Origin of the sequence: Arthrobacter sp. FW306-2-2C-D06B (assembly GCF_021789175.1) — a bacterium.
GTDB lineage: Bacteria > Actinomycetota > Actinomycetes > Actinomycetales > Micrococcaceae > Arthrobacter.
This window is the reverse complement of the sequence record NZ_CP084560.1, coordinates 1,291,923-1,305,823: the sequence shown is the minus strand read 5'-3', so window position 1 is coordinate 1,305,823 and position 13,901 is coordinate 1,291,923. Positions and strand designations below refer to the sequence as shown.

Sequence of the window (13,901 nt, the reverse complement as noted above, 5' to 3'; positions counted from 1 at the left end):
GAAGAGTGCAAAACTTTACTTTGTGGAAAATAGTGCAACTATCGACGGCGGACTCCGGGAACGCAAGCGTGCTCAGACCCGCGCGGCGATCTCCGCCGTCGCCCGGTCCTTGACCTCCCAGCGCGGACTCAACGGCTTCACTGTCGAGGAAGCCTGCGAGCAGGCCGGGATTTCACGGCGAACCTTCTTCAACTACTTCCATACCAAGGAAGACGCTGTGATCGGCTCGTTCTCCGACGAGCTTCCCGAGGACGCCCTGGAGGCCTTCCGCCGCAATCCCGATCGGGCCGCCGGCACGATCTCCGACTCGCTGCTGTCCGCGCTGCGGCACTTCACCTTGGCCGTCCTCGAGCGGTCCACCGTCAGCCCTTCGGAGATCCGCCAGCTCATCGCCGCAGTCAAAGCCGAGCCCCAGCTCCTGGGCCGGTTGACCCGCGAAGGAGAAGTCCGGGAGCGCCAATTCGCCGAGCTCATCGCCTCCCGTGAAGGCCTCGCCGCGGACCACCCCGAGATCATCATGGCCGCCGCGGTTTTCGGCGCAGTCACGAAGAAGACAAGCCAACAGTTCTTTTCCGAAGACAACACCGAGCCCTACCGCGAACTGCTGGACCAAAACCTCAAGGCAGCACGCGCGCTCTTCGCCCAACCGCTGGACACCAACCCCGTCGAACCCCAGAAGGACCAACCGTGAGTACCACTCTCAAGACCAAAGCAGCCGCGCCGCTGCTCTTGACCCAGAGAAGGATCTGGATCATTTTCTCGGCGTTGATCGCCGGAATGCTGCTTTCGAGCCTGGACCAGACCATCGTGTCCACGGCGATGCCCACGATCGTCGGCAAGCTCGGCGGCGTGGAGAACCAGGCCTGGATCACCACTGCCTACTTGCTGGCCACCACCATCGTCATGCCGATCTACGGCAAGTTCGGTGACATCCTGGGCCGGCGGAATCTCTTCCTGATTGCCATCGGTTTGTTCACCGTGGCTTCCATCGGATGCGCCTTCGCCACTGACTTCTGGGGCTTCGTGATCTTCCGCGCCATCCAGGGCCTGGGCGGCGGCGGACTGATGATCCTGTCGCAGGCCATCATCGCGGACATCGTGCCCGCCAAGGAACGCGGCAAGTACATGGGCCCCCTCGGCGCCATCTTCGGCCTCTCCGCCGTGGCCGGCCCGCTCCTGGGCGGCTTCTTCGTCGATCACCTCACCTGGGAATGGGCCTTCTACATCAACATTCCCGTCGGCATTGCGGCATTCACGATCGCTTGGTTCACACTCACCCTGCCGAACAAGAAGGCCGAAAAGCGCATCGACATCCTTGGAGTCCTGCTCCTGTCCGCTGCGACGGCCTGCCTGATCTTCTTCACCGACTTCGGCGGCAAGAAGGACCAAGGCTGGGACTCCCCCCTCACCTGGGCCTTCGGCGCCGGCATGGTGCTCGCAGCCTTCCTCTTCGTCCTCGTGGAGCGCAAGGCCGAAGACCCCATCATTCCGCTGAGCCTGTTCAAGAACCGGATCTTCATCAACGCAACGGCTATCGGCTTCACCCTGGGCCTGGGCATGTTCGCCGCAATCGCCTTCGTGCCGACATTCCTGCAGATGTCCTCCGGTACCTCAGCCGCCGTCTCCGGCCTGCTCATGCTGCCGATGATGGTTGGACTCATGGGCACGTCCATCTACTCCGGTATCCGCATTTCCAAGACCGGCAAGTACAAGATGTTCCCGATCCTCGGCGCGAGCCTCACGATCGGTGCGATGTTGTGGCTCACCACCCTCACGGCGGCAACTCCGATCTGGGTCATCTGCATCCAGCTCTTCATCTTCGGCGCGGGCCTGGGCTTGATCATGCAGGTCATCGTCCTGGTGGTCCAGAACGCGGTTCCGGCCGAGCAGATCGGCACGGCAACGAGCACCAACAACTACTTCCGAGAGGTCGGGGCTTCGTTGGGCGTGGCCGTTTTCGGCTCGATCTTCACCACGCGGCTGGCCGAATCCCTCACCAAGGCATTCACAGGCGCCGGGGCTTCTGCTGCACAGGCTGCACAGTCCACCAGCAAGCTTGATCCTCAGACGCTGGCCCAGCTGCCGGTTCAGGTCAAGGACGCCATCGTCAACGCCTACGCCGATTCACTGGCACCCGTGTTCTGGTACCTGATCCCGTTCATCGCCATCGCCCTCCTGCTCGCGATCACCCTCAAGCAGATCCCGCTCTCCGACACGGCCGGAATGGTGGCCCGGGGCGAGGCAGTCGGGGGTGAAGAGGCGGAACGCCTTGAAGCCGAACGCCTCGGAGGAACCGCCGAGGGGGCCGTCGGTGCGTCCGTCGACCCAGCCGCTGAGCCGGCGTCCGCCACGGTGGGCGACAATGACGGTGAGCTCGCCCGGCGCTAACGCCAGGACATGCCCGGCCTTGGCTCGGACGAGTGGACATGCTCGGCGCTGTGCCCGCGACATGCCCCGCCTTGGCTCGGACCAGTGGACATATGAGGAATATGTCCAATGCCCAAATGTAAAACAGGGCATGTCCACCGGGCCGAACGTCGGACTTCGCGTCGGTTGGCCCGGCCAAAGGGGCGCCGCAATCTTATGGGGGTTGCAACGCCCCGTGGCGCCCCGCATACGGGCTCTGGCTTAGGCTGGAACCCATGAGTTCAGAGCCCGAAGAATCCGCGAACATCAGCCCGGCCGTTCGATGGGGATTAGGGGCGGTCCTTTTCGGGCTTCTGGCCGTCTCCATGGCCTCTGCCAAGGGCGAATGGTGGACCCTCGTCGGCGCAATTGCTTGCGGTGCCGCGGCGTGCCTCTTCGCTGCCCGCGCGATCCTGGCCGCCCGTCAATCGCGCTGATACGCGACGGCGGAGGCCGGCTCCAACGCCAGTCGGATGGTTTCGCGGTGGCCGGCGCTGATCTCGGGCAACTCGTCGACGGCAAACCAGCCGACGGCGATTGACTCGTCGTCGTTGACGCGGGCCTCTCCAGAGACATAACGGCACTTGAAGGCAATATCCAGGAAGTCGCACACGTCTCCATTGGGATACGTGACCGGGCCGATCACGCCCACCGCGAGGATGCGCTCCGTTTCGGCCACAACGGCAGTCTCCTCGAAGATCTCGCGGAGCAAACCGGGCGCCGGGTGCTCCCCCGGTTCCAGCATTCCGGTGATCAACGTCCAGCGGCCATTGTCGGCCCGTTGGCACAGCAGGACCCGGTTCTCGTCATCCAGGACTACGCCCCGAACGCCGGGTAGCCACAGCGGGTCGTTTCCGATCTTCTCGCGGATTTCCCGGATGAATTCCGGGATCGCCACGGCCTAGCCCGCTTCCGGTGAAACAGTTATTACCAACAAGAGCACTGCCTCCGCTTCCGGCTCGGATCCGCTAGTAGGGCGAGTATCCCACCGGCGATGCCCGAATGACAGCGGGCAAGGCTGCTAAAACGGTCGCCTCCTGCTCCGCTTTGCTCACGGCTCCTCACGCCGGCAGGGCAAACATCGCCGCGGCGGCGCCGGCCAGCATGAATGGCCCGAAGGGTATTGATGATTTCAGGGTTCCCCGCCGGGCAGCCAGGACTCCCAGGCTCCACAGCCCGCCGAAGAGGAACGCCGCAAACGTTCCTGCGAAAACATGCGCCCAACCCAGATAGCCAAGGTATAGGCCGAGGACACCGGCCAATTTGACGTCGCCGAAGCCCATCCCTGGCGGGTACGCCAAGCGCAGGATGAAGTAGAACACCCAAAGCACTGCTCCCCCGGCCACGATTCCCAAGGCGGGCACGCCCAGGAAGGAGGCACCGCCGTCGGGCGCGGACCCTGCCGCTCCGGTGCCCGGGCTCCCTGCCGCTCCGCTGGACAGGGTGATAGCTACCGCTGCGCCGAGCAGCAATACACCGGCGATGGCATAGGACGGGAACACGATCCGGTTGGGCAGCAGGTGGTGGCGGACGTCGATGACCGTGAGGCGGGCAGCCATGACGGCAAAGTACACGCAAGCCGCGAGTAGCAGCCAGAAGGCCGGGACACTGGTCCCCCACAATTCGCCGAGTCGTCGGATCACCCTCGGATGCTATCGGTTTTCTCAAAGCTGCGCCGGTCACGCACCCTTAGACTGTGGATATGGGGCGCTACAGTGCAGAAATCCAAGGCAATTCCGACGCCGACATGTCCTCCACCTTCCGAAACCTCTGCCGTTCCTCCCCGTGGAAATGGACCAGCCTGAGGTTCGAATACCTGGACCGGCCGGGCGAGACAGAAGCAACAGTGCGCGCCTGGCTACGCCGGCCGGGAGCGCTTCGGCTCGAAACCGTCGACGGCGCGTTGCTGCATAGCACCACGGGCATCAACGACTCGCGCGACGGGCTTTACCTTGGTTCCAAGCGCAAGTCCTGGCTGTTGCCGGCCCACTTGGTGACCCCCGTATACGACTCCGCGGGGTTGGTCCGCCGGCGTCCCGAGGCGGCCTACGGCGAACCGTCGTTCGGGAACGGCCGGCTCGCCGCAGCCCTCGATCCTGTCGAGCTCGCCGGGAACGCTCCCGTGCCGATGGAGTTTCCCGAGTCCAACCGGGTGTCGTTCGGCCCCATCCGGGAAGTGGATCACGAAGGGCGCCCGGCGCTCGAAACCATCGCGACCCCCGGATCCAGCTACGTCGCGTCTGGTGCGGCGACGCCGCTCTGCTTCCCCGGACGCACTCTCTTGCGCGTGGACTCGGGAACGGGCGTGTGCGTTTCCAGCCAATCGCTCGACGGCGATACCGCAGGCCAGGGGCATTGGATGCGGATTCTGGGCGTGGACGAATACATGCTGGACGATCTGTTCCTCGCCGAATCGATGAACCTCACCGACGTCCGGAAGCACATTAGCTGGGACATCGGCCCCCGTTCGTAAGACCGCCCCCCTCCGGCAAACCCCCGCTCACATATACGCCCCCTTCGGCCGACGCCCGCTCACATATACACCCCTCCCACCCAACCCCCGCTCACATATACGACCCGCCGGGCCGACGCATGGCAAGCTTTCCCGGACTGTCCGCTAGGCTTCCCGGATGAACGAGCTAAGCGCCATCTGGCCCTTCTTCGGTCTCACCCTGACAACACCCCGCTTGGAGTTGCGCCCTATCCGGGACGCTGACATCCCCGCAGCGGTTGAGGCCGCCCTCAGCGGAATTCACGAGCCTGGGAAGTCGCCCTTCAGCAACCCATGGACGGAACTGCCCAAAGATGAGTTGGGTGCCAATATGGCCCGATGGTATTGGCGCTGCCGGGCAGGAATGACCCCGGAATCATGGACGCTCCTCCTCGGCATCTGGCACAACGGCGATTTTATTGGCTGCCAGGATGTGGAGGCGAAGGACTTCGCATCGTTGAAGACTGTCTCCACCGGCTCCTGGCTCAAGGGAGGCGCGCAAGGCCGAGGTCTCGGCAAGGAGATGCGCGCGGCCGCCCTCAGCTACGCCTTCGACTACCTGAACGCAGAATTGGCGACATCCGAAGCTGCCATGTGGAACAAACAATCGCTGGGCGTTTCCGCCAGCCTTGGCTATGAACCCAACGGCAGTTACCGCGACCAATGGGGCACCGACGTCGTGGAAGTCCAACGCGTTCGCCTCTCCGCGGGCTCCTTCATCAGGCCCGGTTGGAAGCTAAAGGTCGAAGGCCACGAGGCCGCAGCAAGGTTCCTGGGCTTATGAGCGAGCATCAGCGAAAAACCCGCCATACGTGAGCGAGCGTCAGCGAAAAGCCCGCCATACGTGAGCGAGCGTCAGCGAAAAGCCCGCCATACGTGAGCGAGCGTCAGCAGGAAAGTACAAGAATCGGCGGAGGCCGTGGCCGACGAAACCGGCCACGGCCTCCGCGCAAATGCAGCCTTAGATTTCCGCCCCTTCAAGCAGTTCCGTCACGAGGGCCGCGATCGGCGAGCGTTCGGAGCGCGTCAGGGTGATGTGGCCGAACAGCGGGTGCCCCTTGAGGGTCTCGACGACCGCGGCAACGCCGTCGTGCCGGCCGACGCGGAGGTTGTCGCGCTGGGCGACGTCGTGGGTCAGGACGATCTTGGAGTTCTGGCCGATGCGGCTCATGACCGTGAGGAGCACGTTCTTTTCGAGCGACTGTGCCTCGTCTACGATCACGAAGGCGTCATGGAGCGAACGCCCGCGGATGTGGGTCAGCGGCATCACTTCGAGCATGCCCCGGTCCATGACTTCTTCGACGACTTCCTGGCTGACGAGTGCACCGAGGGTGTCGAAGACCGCCTGCGCCCAGGGGTTCATCTTCTCTGCCTCGGAACCGGGCAGGTACCCGAGTTCCTGTCCACCCACGGCGTACAACGGCCGGAAGACAATCACCTTGCGGTGCTCCCGGCGCTCCAAGACTGCCTCGAGTCCCGCACACAAGGCCAGGGCCGACTTACCAGTGCCCGCCCGGCCGCCGATCGAGACGATACCGACGCTGGGATCCATGAGCAGGTCGATCGCAAGCCGTTGCTCCGCTGAGCGGCCGTGCAGTCCGAAGACATCACGGTCGCCCTTGACCAGCCGCACTTGCTTGTCCGCGCCCACCCGGCCCAGGGCGGAGCCCCGGTTGGAGAGCAGCACCAGGCCCGTGTTGACAGGAAGCTCGGCCGCTGCCGGAATGAAAACCGGTTCGTGCCCGTACAGGGTGGTGATTTCGTCCTCGCTGGCTTCGATCTCTGCCATGCCGGTCCAGCCGGAGTCCTTGACGAGTTCATTGCGGTATTCGTCCGCGAACAGCCCCATTGCGGAGGCTTTGACGCGCATGGGGAGGTCCTTGGAGACGACCGTGACGTTGTGGCCTTCGTTGGCGAGGTTCTTGGCGACTGCCAGGATGCGGCTGTCGTTGTCCGCGCCGCGGAATCCTGCCGGCAGCACTTCGGTGGACACATGGTTCATCTCGACACGCAGCGTGCCGCCGTCGGATCCGATCGGGATGGGTTGATTCAACCCGCCATGCTCAATGCGCAAGTCATCCAGGAGCCTGAGGGCCTTGCGGGCGAAGTAGCCCAATTCGGGATCGTGGCGTTTGCCCTCCAATTCGGTGATGACCACGATCGGGACAATGACTTCGTGCTCCGCGAAGCGCAACAGGGCGTGCGGATCGGAAAGCAATACGGAAGTGTCAATCACATAGCTTCGGCCTGTCGGGGTTCCGGACTTTGCAGTCCGCCCATCGTTGGCCCGCTTGGTGCGAGAGGTAGCTGAACTTTCCCCGTCGGAAACGACTACGGGCAGTTGCTCAGAAATAGCCACATCGACTCCAGCCCCGGGCGAACCCGGCTTATTCGTGAGGCGGCTCGGCCGGAAGGCCGGGCGCGGCCCCCCACGTAACTGGTGCGATGATTCGCTCCATCTACTGGCCTCCCCGATCAGCAGGCGGTTTGCCTACTGATGGGATTAACGTATTCCCGTGCGATTACATTTCCGGTTAGCCCAAACGGCGATTCGTGTAGACAAAATGTGAACTTCCCGTAAACGGGTGCGCACCGGGAAGTTCACCGCCTCAGGAACCGAAGCGACGCTGGCGGCCGGCGTAGTCCCGCAGGGCCCGCAGGAAGTCAACCTTGCGGAACGCGGGCCAGAGTGCCTCGCAAAAATAGAACTCGCTGTAGGCGCTTTGCCACATGAGGAAACCGGACAATCGCTGCTCACCCGATGTGCGGATCACCAGATCGGGGTCCGGCTGGCCGCGCGTGTAGAGGAACCGCGAGATGTCGTCCACTGAAAGTTCATCGGCCAGCTCGGTGATGTCGCGGCCGTGCGCAACGGCGTCGTGCAGAAGTTCCCGCACGGCGTCGACGATCTCGCGCCGTCCGCCGTAGCCGACGGCCACGTTCACATGGAGCCGCTCGCGGATCGGGGTGCGGGCCGTGAGCTTGGTGAGCCGCTCGGCGAGATAGTCCGGAAGGAGCTCCGGCGCGCCCATGGCGTGGACCGAGATATCGGCGTCGTCATCCAAGCGATCGAGGGTGTTGGCGATGATTCCCATGAGCAGTTCGAGCTCTTCGCCCGAGCGGTTCATGTTGTCGGTGGAGAGCATGTAGAGCGTGACAACTTTGACTCCGAGTTCCTGGCACCAGCCGAGGAATTCGTGGATCTTGTCCGCACCCGCTTGATGGCCTTCGCTGGTGGGAGCGTTGAACTGCCGCGCCCAGCGGCGGTTGCCATCAACCATGACGCCGATGTGCCGGGGAATCTTCTCCCGTTCGAGCGAACGGAGCAGTTTGCGCTCGTAGAAGCCGTAGAGGAAGCCGGGCCACTCCATCCGGACACTCACCTGACTTCCTTTGACAGCACGCGAAAAGCAAACAAACGACGACGGCGGCCAGCCGGGTTGGTAGCCAACCCTTCAGCCAAACAACTATCGGCACCTCCGGACTGCTGCCGTAGGCGCACCACCAAGGCTACCTTCCCAAGGCGGGCAGTCGGCACACCTGAGCAGCGGAGAACGATCGCAAAACGTGCTACTCGGCAGTAACTTATCGACCCGCGGGTTACGCTTTAACGATGTCGGAGCTGCTCACAACCAAACCAAGGTGGCGCGGCTGGATACATGCTGTGGCCACGCCTTTCGCCGTCGCGGCAGGGATCGTCCTGGTGACGATGGCCCCTACGACGGATCGCAAGATCGCCTCCGCCGTCTACGCATTGACGGGTGTGCTGCTCTTCGGCGTGTCCGCGGTCTACCACCGCGGAAATTGGGATCCGAAGACCAGGATGCTCCTCAAACGCCTGGACCACACCAACATCATGCTCGTGATCGCGGGCAGCTACACACCTCTCGCATGGTCGCTCCTGGAGCGCCCCAAGGCCGTGCTCCTGTTGTGGGTGATCTGGTCCGGAGCACTGCTGGGCGTGCTCTTCCGGGTTCTTTGGACCGGCGCTCCACGTTGGCTCTACGTGCCCATCTACGTCGCACTGGGCTGCGGGGCGTTGTTCTATTTGCCGGAGTTCTTCGCGGCGAACGTTCCGGCCGCGATCCTGATCTGTGTGGGCGGGGCCCTCTACATCGCTGGCGCCGTTTTCTACGGGATCAAGAGGCCCAACTTCAGTCCGTTGAACTTCGGCTTCCATGAACTCTTCCACGCCTTCACAGTGCTGGCCTTCGCCGCACATTTCGCCGCGATCATGATTGCCGTGCTGAGCTAGCCTGCGGCCTCCGTCATCGCGTCAAGGCGCTGCACGACTTCCTCGATAGAGCCAAGCGGCAGGTCACACACCATCCCCCGGCACAAATACACCTGTGGCGAGCCGTCCGCGGCAGCCGTGCGGGACTCAAGCAGTGGCACCTCCGGTTCTTTAGCGCGGGACCCGGGCGGCGCGCCGTCGTCGGCCGCTTTTTCGCCAGCCACACCGGTCTGGACCGCCACCACCAGCCCGGGGCTCGGCGAAGCCAGCAGAGCACGATGGAGTTCCCGCTGTTTCCGGCTTGGAGGGCCGGAGACAGCGGCCTCTATGGGGCCGGCGACGGCCGCCTGGGCGGTCGCGAGCAGCCATCCAGCTACTCTGGGCGCCCGCCCGGCCATCGGCGGCAGGAGCGACAGGATGCTGCTTGCCATGGCCCTGTGCTCATGCGAACCGGAATACGCCGCATAGCTCAGCAACACTCCGGCAAAGGCCGCCGCGCCGCTCGGCGCCGCGTTGTCGAAGGGGTCCAGGCCCGCGTGCTGGCCCTGCGCGTTGAATACCTGGGCCGACTCCCCCACGGAGTCCGACAACCTGCCGTCCGCCACGAAGCGCGCGCAGGCTCCGCTGATCAGCTCCTCCGCAAATACGTACCAGCGCCGCTGGCCAGTCACGGCGTAGAGAGCCAGGAAGCCTTCGGCACAAAACGCGTAGTCTTCCAACAGGCCGCTGATCCCCCGCGCAACCCCGTCGTGCGAGACCCTGATCAGCACCCCCGCGCCGGGCGTGGATGTTTCGGGGCCGGCCGCCGGGCGCCAATGCACGCGCATCAGGTACTCGGCCACGCTTTCCGCCGCAGTCACCAGTTCCGGCCTGTCCAGGACTGCGCCGGCTTCGGCAAGGGCCGCGACGGCCAGGCCGTTCCAACCCGCCACGACCTTGTCGTCCCGGGCAGGCTGGGGGCGGGCCGAGCGTGCGGTGCGCAGGGCGGGCCTGACACGGTTCCACAACCGCGATTCCGCGCCGGACAGCCGGCGCCCGGGATGGAGCGGAGACCCGAGCTCCGAAACCGTCCCGGACGGCCCCACGTTCATCATCCGGGCCACGCCCACGCCGTCCCCCGGACCAAGCACGGCTTCGAGGCTTGCGGGAGTCCACAGGTAGGACGCACCTTCATGATGAACTCCGTCCACCATGGCGTCGGCGTCAAGCGAGGAAGCGAGTCCGCCCGGGATTGCGGGATCGTCCACGCCGAGCGAATCCAGCATCCAGTCCGCCACCCGCGACGCCACACTCGCGGCCTCGCCGGCCGCCAGGACCCAATCACCCTGGAGCCGGACCCAGTGGACGTAGACGCGAAGAAGCTGGGCATTGTCATAAAGCATCTTCTCGAAATGCGGCACGGACCAATCCGCGGTCACGGAATACCGGGCGAATCCGCCGTCGAGCTGGTCGCACAGTGCGGAACGGGCCATCGCGGCGAGAGTGCGGCCCGCCATGTCGCGGGCTGCGTCCGAGGTGTCCGACGGCACGGCAGCATGCCGAATCAGGAACTCAAGAACGGCCGACGGCGGGAACTTGGGAGCGCCGCCGAAGCCGCCGCCGTCGGGGTCTTCCGAGCGGGCGAGAAGACGCACGGCTTCCGACAGCAGGCTTCTGTCCAGGTTTTCGGACGGTCTGTCGAGGAACACCGCCGAGGCGAGCTGGGCATTGGCCATGCCGGCGGCAAGCCCCCGCGCGTTCTGCTCGACGGCGTCGCGGCGCTCCAGCCACGCCTCGCGCACCGCTTCGAGCACCTGGCGGAAGGACGGCCTCCCGGGCTGTGGGGTCGGCGGGAAATAGGTGCCTGCATGGAAGGCCAAACCATCCGGGGTCAGGAAGACGGACATCGGCCAGCCGCCCTCGCCGCTGATCGCCTGGGTGGCTGCCATGTAGATCGAGTCCACGTCGGGGCGTTCTTCGCGGTCTACCTTGACGGCAACGAAATGGGCGTTCAGGTAGTCGGCCGTGTCCCGGTCTTCGAAGGACTCGTGGGCCATGACGTGGCACCAGTGGCACGCGGCATAGCCGATGGAGAGAAAAACCGGAACATCGCGGGCCGCCGCGAACGCGAAGGCCTCATCGCCGAACGGCCGCCAGTGCACCGGATTGTCCGCATGCTGGCGGAGATAGGCAGACGGTTCCGAACCGAGGGCGTTGGACGCCCCCGGCCATTCCCGGGTGGTGCCCGGGTCAGCGGGCTCCGGAGCCTGCATCGCCGTCGGAGTCTTCCGCGGTCAGGGCTTCCTCAACCTGGGCGCGGTAGCGTACCCGCCGGATCCGGCGCACCATGTCAACGATCAGGAAGGTCGTGAGCACCACGATGAAGGCAGTCAGGACGAAACCCCAGGTGCCCGGGGTCACCTGGTCTTCCGACAAGCCGGGGCGCAGCGACGGGGTCGGGGTAGGCGACGGGGTCGTGGCCAGGGCGATGAGAAAGTGGTGCACGGTTCAAACCTTCTATGGGAGTTTCCAGCCGGTGGCGACTTCTACGCTTGATAGAAATCGCCGGCGATCCTATCTTAGCCCTGCAAACAGGTCCTTTTCCGGCAGTTCGGTCGGGATACGGGAGTCGATCAGCGTGTAGTCCTCCCACGGCCAGGCCCTGCGCTGCATCTCCGGGGATACCGCGAAGAAGAATCCAAGGGGATCAATCTGGGTCCGATGCGCCCTGAGCGCGTCGTCACGCGCCTCGAAGTAGTCGCCGCAATCCACCTGTGTGGTGGTCTGGTGCATCGGCCTCGGCGGAGTATGGCCTTCAGCATCGGCTTCAAGCCAGGAAGCCAGGCGTTCGGCATACGGCGATTGCAGTCCTGCTTCTTCGAGTGCGAAATGCAAGGCACGGAAACGGTCGGGGCTGAAGGCCCGGTCGTAGTACAGCTTGCTCGGCGCCCAGCTTTCGCCCGTCCCCGGGTAGCGCTCCGGGTCGCCGGCCGCGTGGAAAGCTTCGACGGCAACCTTGTGGGCCATGATGTGGTCCGGGTGCGGGTAGCCGCCGTTTTCGTCGTAGCTCACGATGACGTGCGGCTTGAAGTCGCGGACCAAGCGGACCAGCGGTGCCGCCGCCCGCTCAAGGGGCTGAAGCGCAAAGCAGCCGCTAGGCAGGGGTGGCAACGGATCGCCGTCGGGCAGTCCGGAATCCACGAAACCCAACCACCGCTGCTTGATTCCCAGGACCGCGGCAGCTTGCTTCATTTCCAAGCGGCGCGCGCCGGCCATGTCGCGCTTCGGGTGCGGAGCGGACTCCATGGCCGGGTTCTGGATGTCCCCGCGGGAACCGTCGGTGCACGTGGCCACCATGACCTCCACGCCGGAAGCCGCATACATCGCCATGGTTGCCGCGCCCTTGCTTGACTCGTCGTCCGGGTGTGCGTGGACGGTGAGCAGCCGGAGCTGCGTGTCGGGGCTGGTGGATGTGCTCATCCGGTACGGTTCCTCTTTCCGGGTCATGCTGTTCTGGGCTTGCTGTTGGCTGTGGACTGTTCAGGCATTTCTCAAGCGTGCCGCTCCGCTGTGTGCGGGAAGGCGCCGGAAGCCCACTAAACTAGGTGGGTGACTTCGGAAGACCCATCGGGCACGGTGCTACCGGCAACTACCAGCCTAGCCAATCGCTACGGCAGCCAAAAGCGCGCCTTCGGAGGGAAAACCAAGCGGAACATCGTCATTGCCGTCCTCCTTGTGGCCATCGGGCTCCTCTTTTGGGTCACCACGTCTTCCTCGCAGTCATCGGTGTCTTTCAAGGACATCGGCTACAGCGCCACCGACGCCACCCAGCTGTCCGTCGATTTCCAGGTCACCAAGAACCCCGAAGCCACCGCGAAATGCGCGGTCAAGGCCATGGATTCCAAGTTCGCGGTGGTCGGCTGGAAGGTCGTCGAGATCGGCCCGAACGCCCCCAAGGCAGGGGCCGACGGCGGCCAGACAACAGCCCAAAGGACCATCCTGCGAACCGAGTCCGAAGCCGTGTCCGCCGTCGTGGACAACTGCTGGATTGTCGACGGCAGCAAATAGCAAAGGTGTGACCCGCGACTCAGTGAGCTTGGGTTTGTCCACAGGATTGACTACACTGGATCAATACCTTAACCCCGCTGAGTTGGTTGCTGAGTTCCACGAGTGGCCTGCACCGGCGGGGTCTTTGCTTGTCAGATCCATAAGGAGAAGTCCGTGTCGACCACCAACAGCGCGCCTGCAGCTTGGCTTACCCAGGACGCATTTGACCGCCTGAAGGCAGAGCTGGACCACCTTTCCGGCCCTGGCCGTGCGGAGATCGTACAGAAGATCGAAGCCGCCCGTCAGGAGGGTGACCTCAAGGAAAACGGTGGATACCACGCCGCCAAGGAAGAGCAGGGCAAGATCGAGGCCCGCATCCGCCAGCTGACCGTGCTCCTGCGCGACGCCCAGGTGGGCGAAGCTCCGGCCGACGACGGAATCGTCGAGCAGGGCATGGTTGTCGTCGCCCGCATCGCCGGTGACGAAGAGACCTTCCTGCTCGGATCCCGTGAGATCGCCGGCGATTCCGATCTCAACGTCTTCAGTGAGAAGTCCCCGCTCGGCGTGGCGATCATGGGCCACAAGGAAGGCGACAAAATCAGCTACGTCGCCCCCAACGGCAAGGAAATTCCGGTGGAGATTGTTTCCGCCAAGCCGTTCGCCGGCTGATAGTTCCGCGAAACAACGACGCCGGCCCACCCCTTCGCGGGGAGGGCCGGCGTTTTGCTTTGTCCCCCCAACTAG

General features: G+C 64.4%; 15 protein-coding genes. 8 read left to right on the top strand and 7 right to left on the bottom strand.

The features are described from left to right. Positions 1-22 precede the first annotated feature (22 nt). The 3 genes from LFT47_RS06240 (at position 23) to LFT47_RS06230 (ending at position 2,843) form a co-directional block, all read left to right on the top strand. Complete coding sequence (locus tag LFT47_RS06240) at positions 23-691, top strand: TetR/AcrR family transcriptional regulator (RefSeq protein ID WP_236816257.1); 669 nt, start codon at positions 23-25, stop codon at positions 689-691. Further along, positions 688-2,388: an MDR family MFS transporter gene (locus tag LFT47_RS06235; RefSeq protein WP_236816256.1), complete on the top strand. Its 1,701-nt coding sequence runs from the start codon at positions 688-690 to the stop codon at positions 2,386-2,388. Before LFT47_RS06240 ends, LFT47_RS06235 begins: the two co-directional genes overlap by 4 nt. A gap of 254 nt (positions 2,389-2,642) precedes the next feature. Beyond that, positions 2,643-2,843 (top strand): hypothetical protein, encoded by a 201-nt coding sequence (locus LFT47_RS06230; protein ID WP_236816254.1) that lies wholly within the window; start codon positions 2,643-2,645, stop codon positions 2,841-2,843. Here the strand turns inward: LFT47_RS06230 and LFT47_RS06225 are convergent. Together LFT47_RS06225 and LFT47_RS06220 are read right to left on the bottom strand one after the other, a co-directional pair. Continuing rightward, a complete protein-coding gene (locus LFT47_RS06225; protein WP_236816251.1) occupies positions 2,831-3,304 on the bottom strand; it encodes an NUDIX hydrolase in 474 nt (157 codons plus the stop codon). The two genes, LFT47_RS06230 and LFT47_RS06225, sit on opposite strands and share 13 nt — an antisense overlap. A gap of 163 nt (positions 3,305-3,467) precedes the next feature. Beyond that, positions 3,468-4,049 (bottom strand): prepilin peptidase, encoded by a 582-nt coding sequence (locus tag LFT47_RS06220; RefSeq protein WP_236816249.1) that lies wholly within the window; start codon positions 4,047-4,049, stop codon positions 3,468-3,470. A gap of 59 nt (positions 4,050-4,108) precedes the next feature. On the opposite strand from LFT47_RS06220, the gene LFT47_RS06215 reads away from it, so the two are divergent. After that, entirely contained in the window at positions 4,109-4,879 is a 771-nt protein-coding gene (locus tag LFT47_RS06215; RefSeq protein ID WP_236816247.1) for a hypothetical protein, read from the top strand. Between the two features lie 157 nt (positions 4,880-5,036). Further along, positions 5,037-5,681 carry a GNAT family N-acetyltransferase gene (locus LFT47_RS06210; protein ID WP_236816245.1) on the top strand — a complete coding sequence of 215 codons (645 nt, stop codon included), beginning with the start codon at positions 5,037-5,039 and terminating at the stop codon, positions 5,679-5,681. A gap of 177 nt (positions 5,682-5,858) precedes the next feature. Here LFT47_RS06210 and LFT47_RS06205 read toward each other — a convergent pair whose 3' ends face one another. Both LFT47_RS06205 and LFT47_RS06200 read right to left on the bottom strand, forming a co-directional pair. Further along, the gene (locus tag LFT47_RS06205) at positions 5,859-7,256 is read right to left on the bottom strand and encodes a PhoH family protein (protein WP_236816243.1); all 1,398 of its coding nucleotides are present in this window, start codon (positions 7,254-7,256) and stop codon (positions 5,859-5,861) included. A gap of 250 nt (positions 7,257-7,506) precedes the next feature. Further along, a complete protein-coding gene (locus LFT47_RS06200) occupies positions 7,507-8,268 on the bottom strand; it encodes an isoprenyl transferase (RefSeq protein WP_236818416.1) in 762 nt (253 codons plus the stop codon). Between the two features lie 242 nt (positions 8,269-8,510). Between LFT47_RS06200 and trhA the strand changes: the two genes are divergently transcribed. Continuing rightward, complete coding sequence (trhA, locus tag LFT47_RS06195; protein ID WP_236816241.1) at positions 8,511-9,152, top strand: PAQR family membrane homeostasis protein TrhA; 642 nt, start codon at positions 8,511-8,513, stop codon at positions 9,150-9,152. On the opposite strand, the gene LFT47_RS06190 is transcribed toward trhA, so the two are convergent. From LFT47_RS06190 to mca, 3 genes are all read right to left on the bottom strand, one after another. After that, positions 9,149-11,383 carry a thioredoxin domain-containing protein gene (locus tag LFT47_RS06190; RefSeq protein WP_236816239.1) on the bottom strand — a complete coding sequence of 745 codons (2,235 nt, stop codon included), beginning with the start codon at positions 11,381-11,383 and terminating at the stop codon, positions 9,149-9,151. The genes trhA and LFT47_RS06190 overlap by 4 nt on opposite strands. Further along, positions 11,361-11,615, bottom strand: coding sequence for a hypothetical protein (locus LFT47_RS06185; protein WP_236816237.1), 255 nt, complete (start codon positions 11,613-11,615; stop codon positions 11,361-11,363). Before LFT47_RS06185 ends, LFT47_RS06190 begins: the two co-directional genes overlap by 23 nt. 69 nt (positions 11,616-11,684) lie before the next feature. Beyond that, positions 11,685-12,590: a mycothiol conjugate amidase Mca gene (gene mca / locus LFT47_RS06180; protein ID WP_236816235.1), complete on the bottom strand. Its 906-nt coding sequence runs from the start codon at positions 12,588-12,590 to the stop codon at positions 11,685-11,687. Between the two features lie 129 nt (positions 12,591-12,719). On the opposite strand from mca, the gene LFT47_RS06175 reads away from it, so the two are divergent. Together LFT47_RS06175 and greA are read left to right on the top strand one after the other, a co-directional pair. Then, entirely contained in the window at positions 12,720-13,178 is a 459-nt protein-coding gene (locus LFT47_RS06175) for a DUF4307 domain-containing protein (RefSeq protein WP_236816232.1), read from the top strand. A gap of 153 nt (positions 13,179-13,331) precedes the next feature. After that, the gene (greA, locus tag LFT47_RS06170; RefSeq protein ID WP_236816230.1) at positions 13,332-13,826 is read left to right on the top strand and encodes a transcription elongation factor GreA; all 495 of its coding nucleotides are present in this window, start codon (positions 13,332-13,334) and stop codon (positions 13,824-13,826) included. Positions 13,827-13,901: the final 75 nt, after the last annotated feature.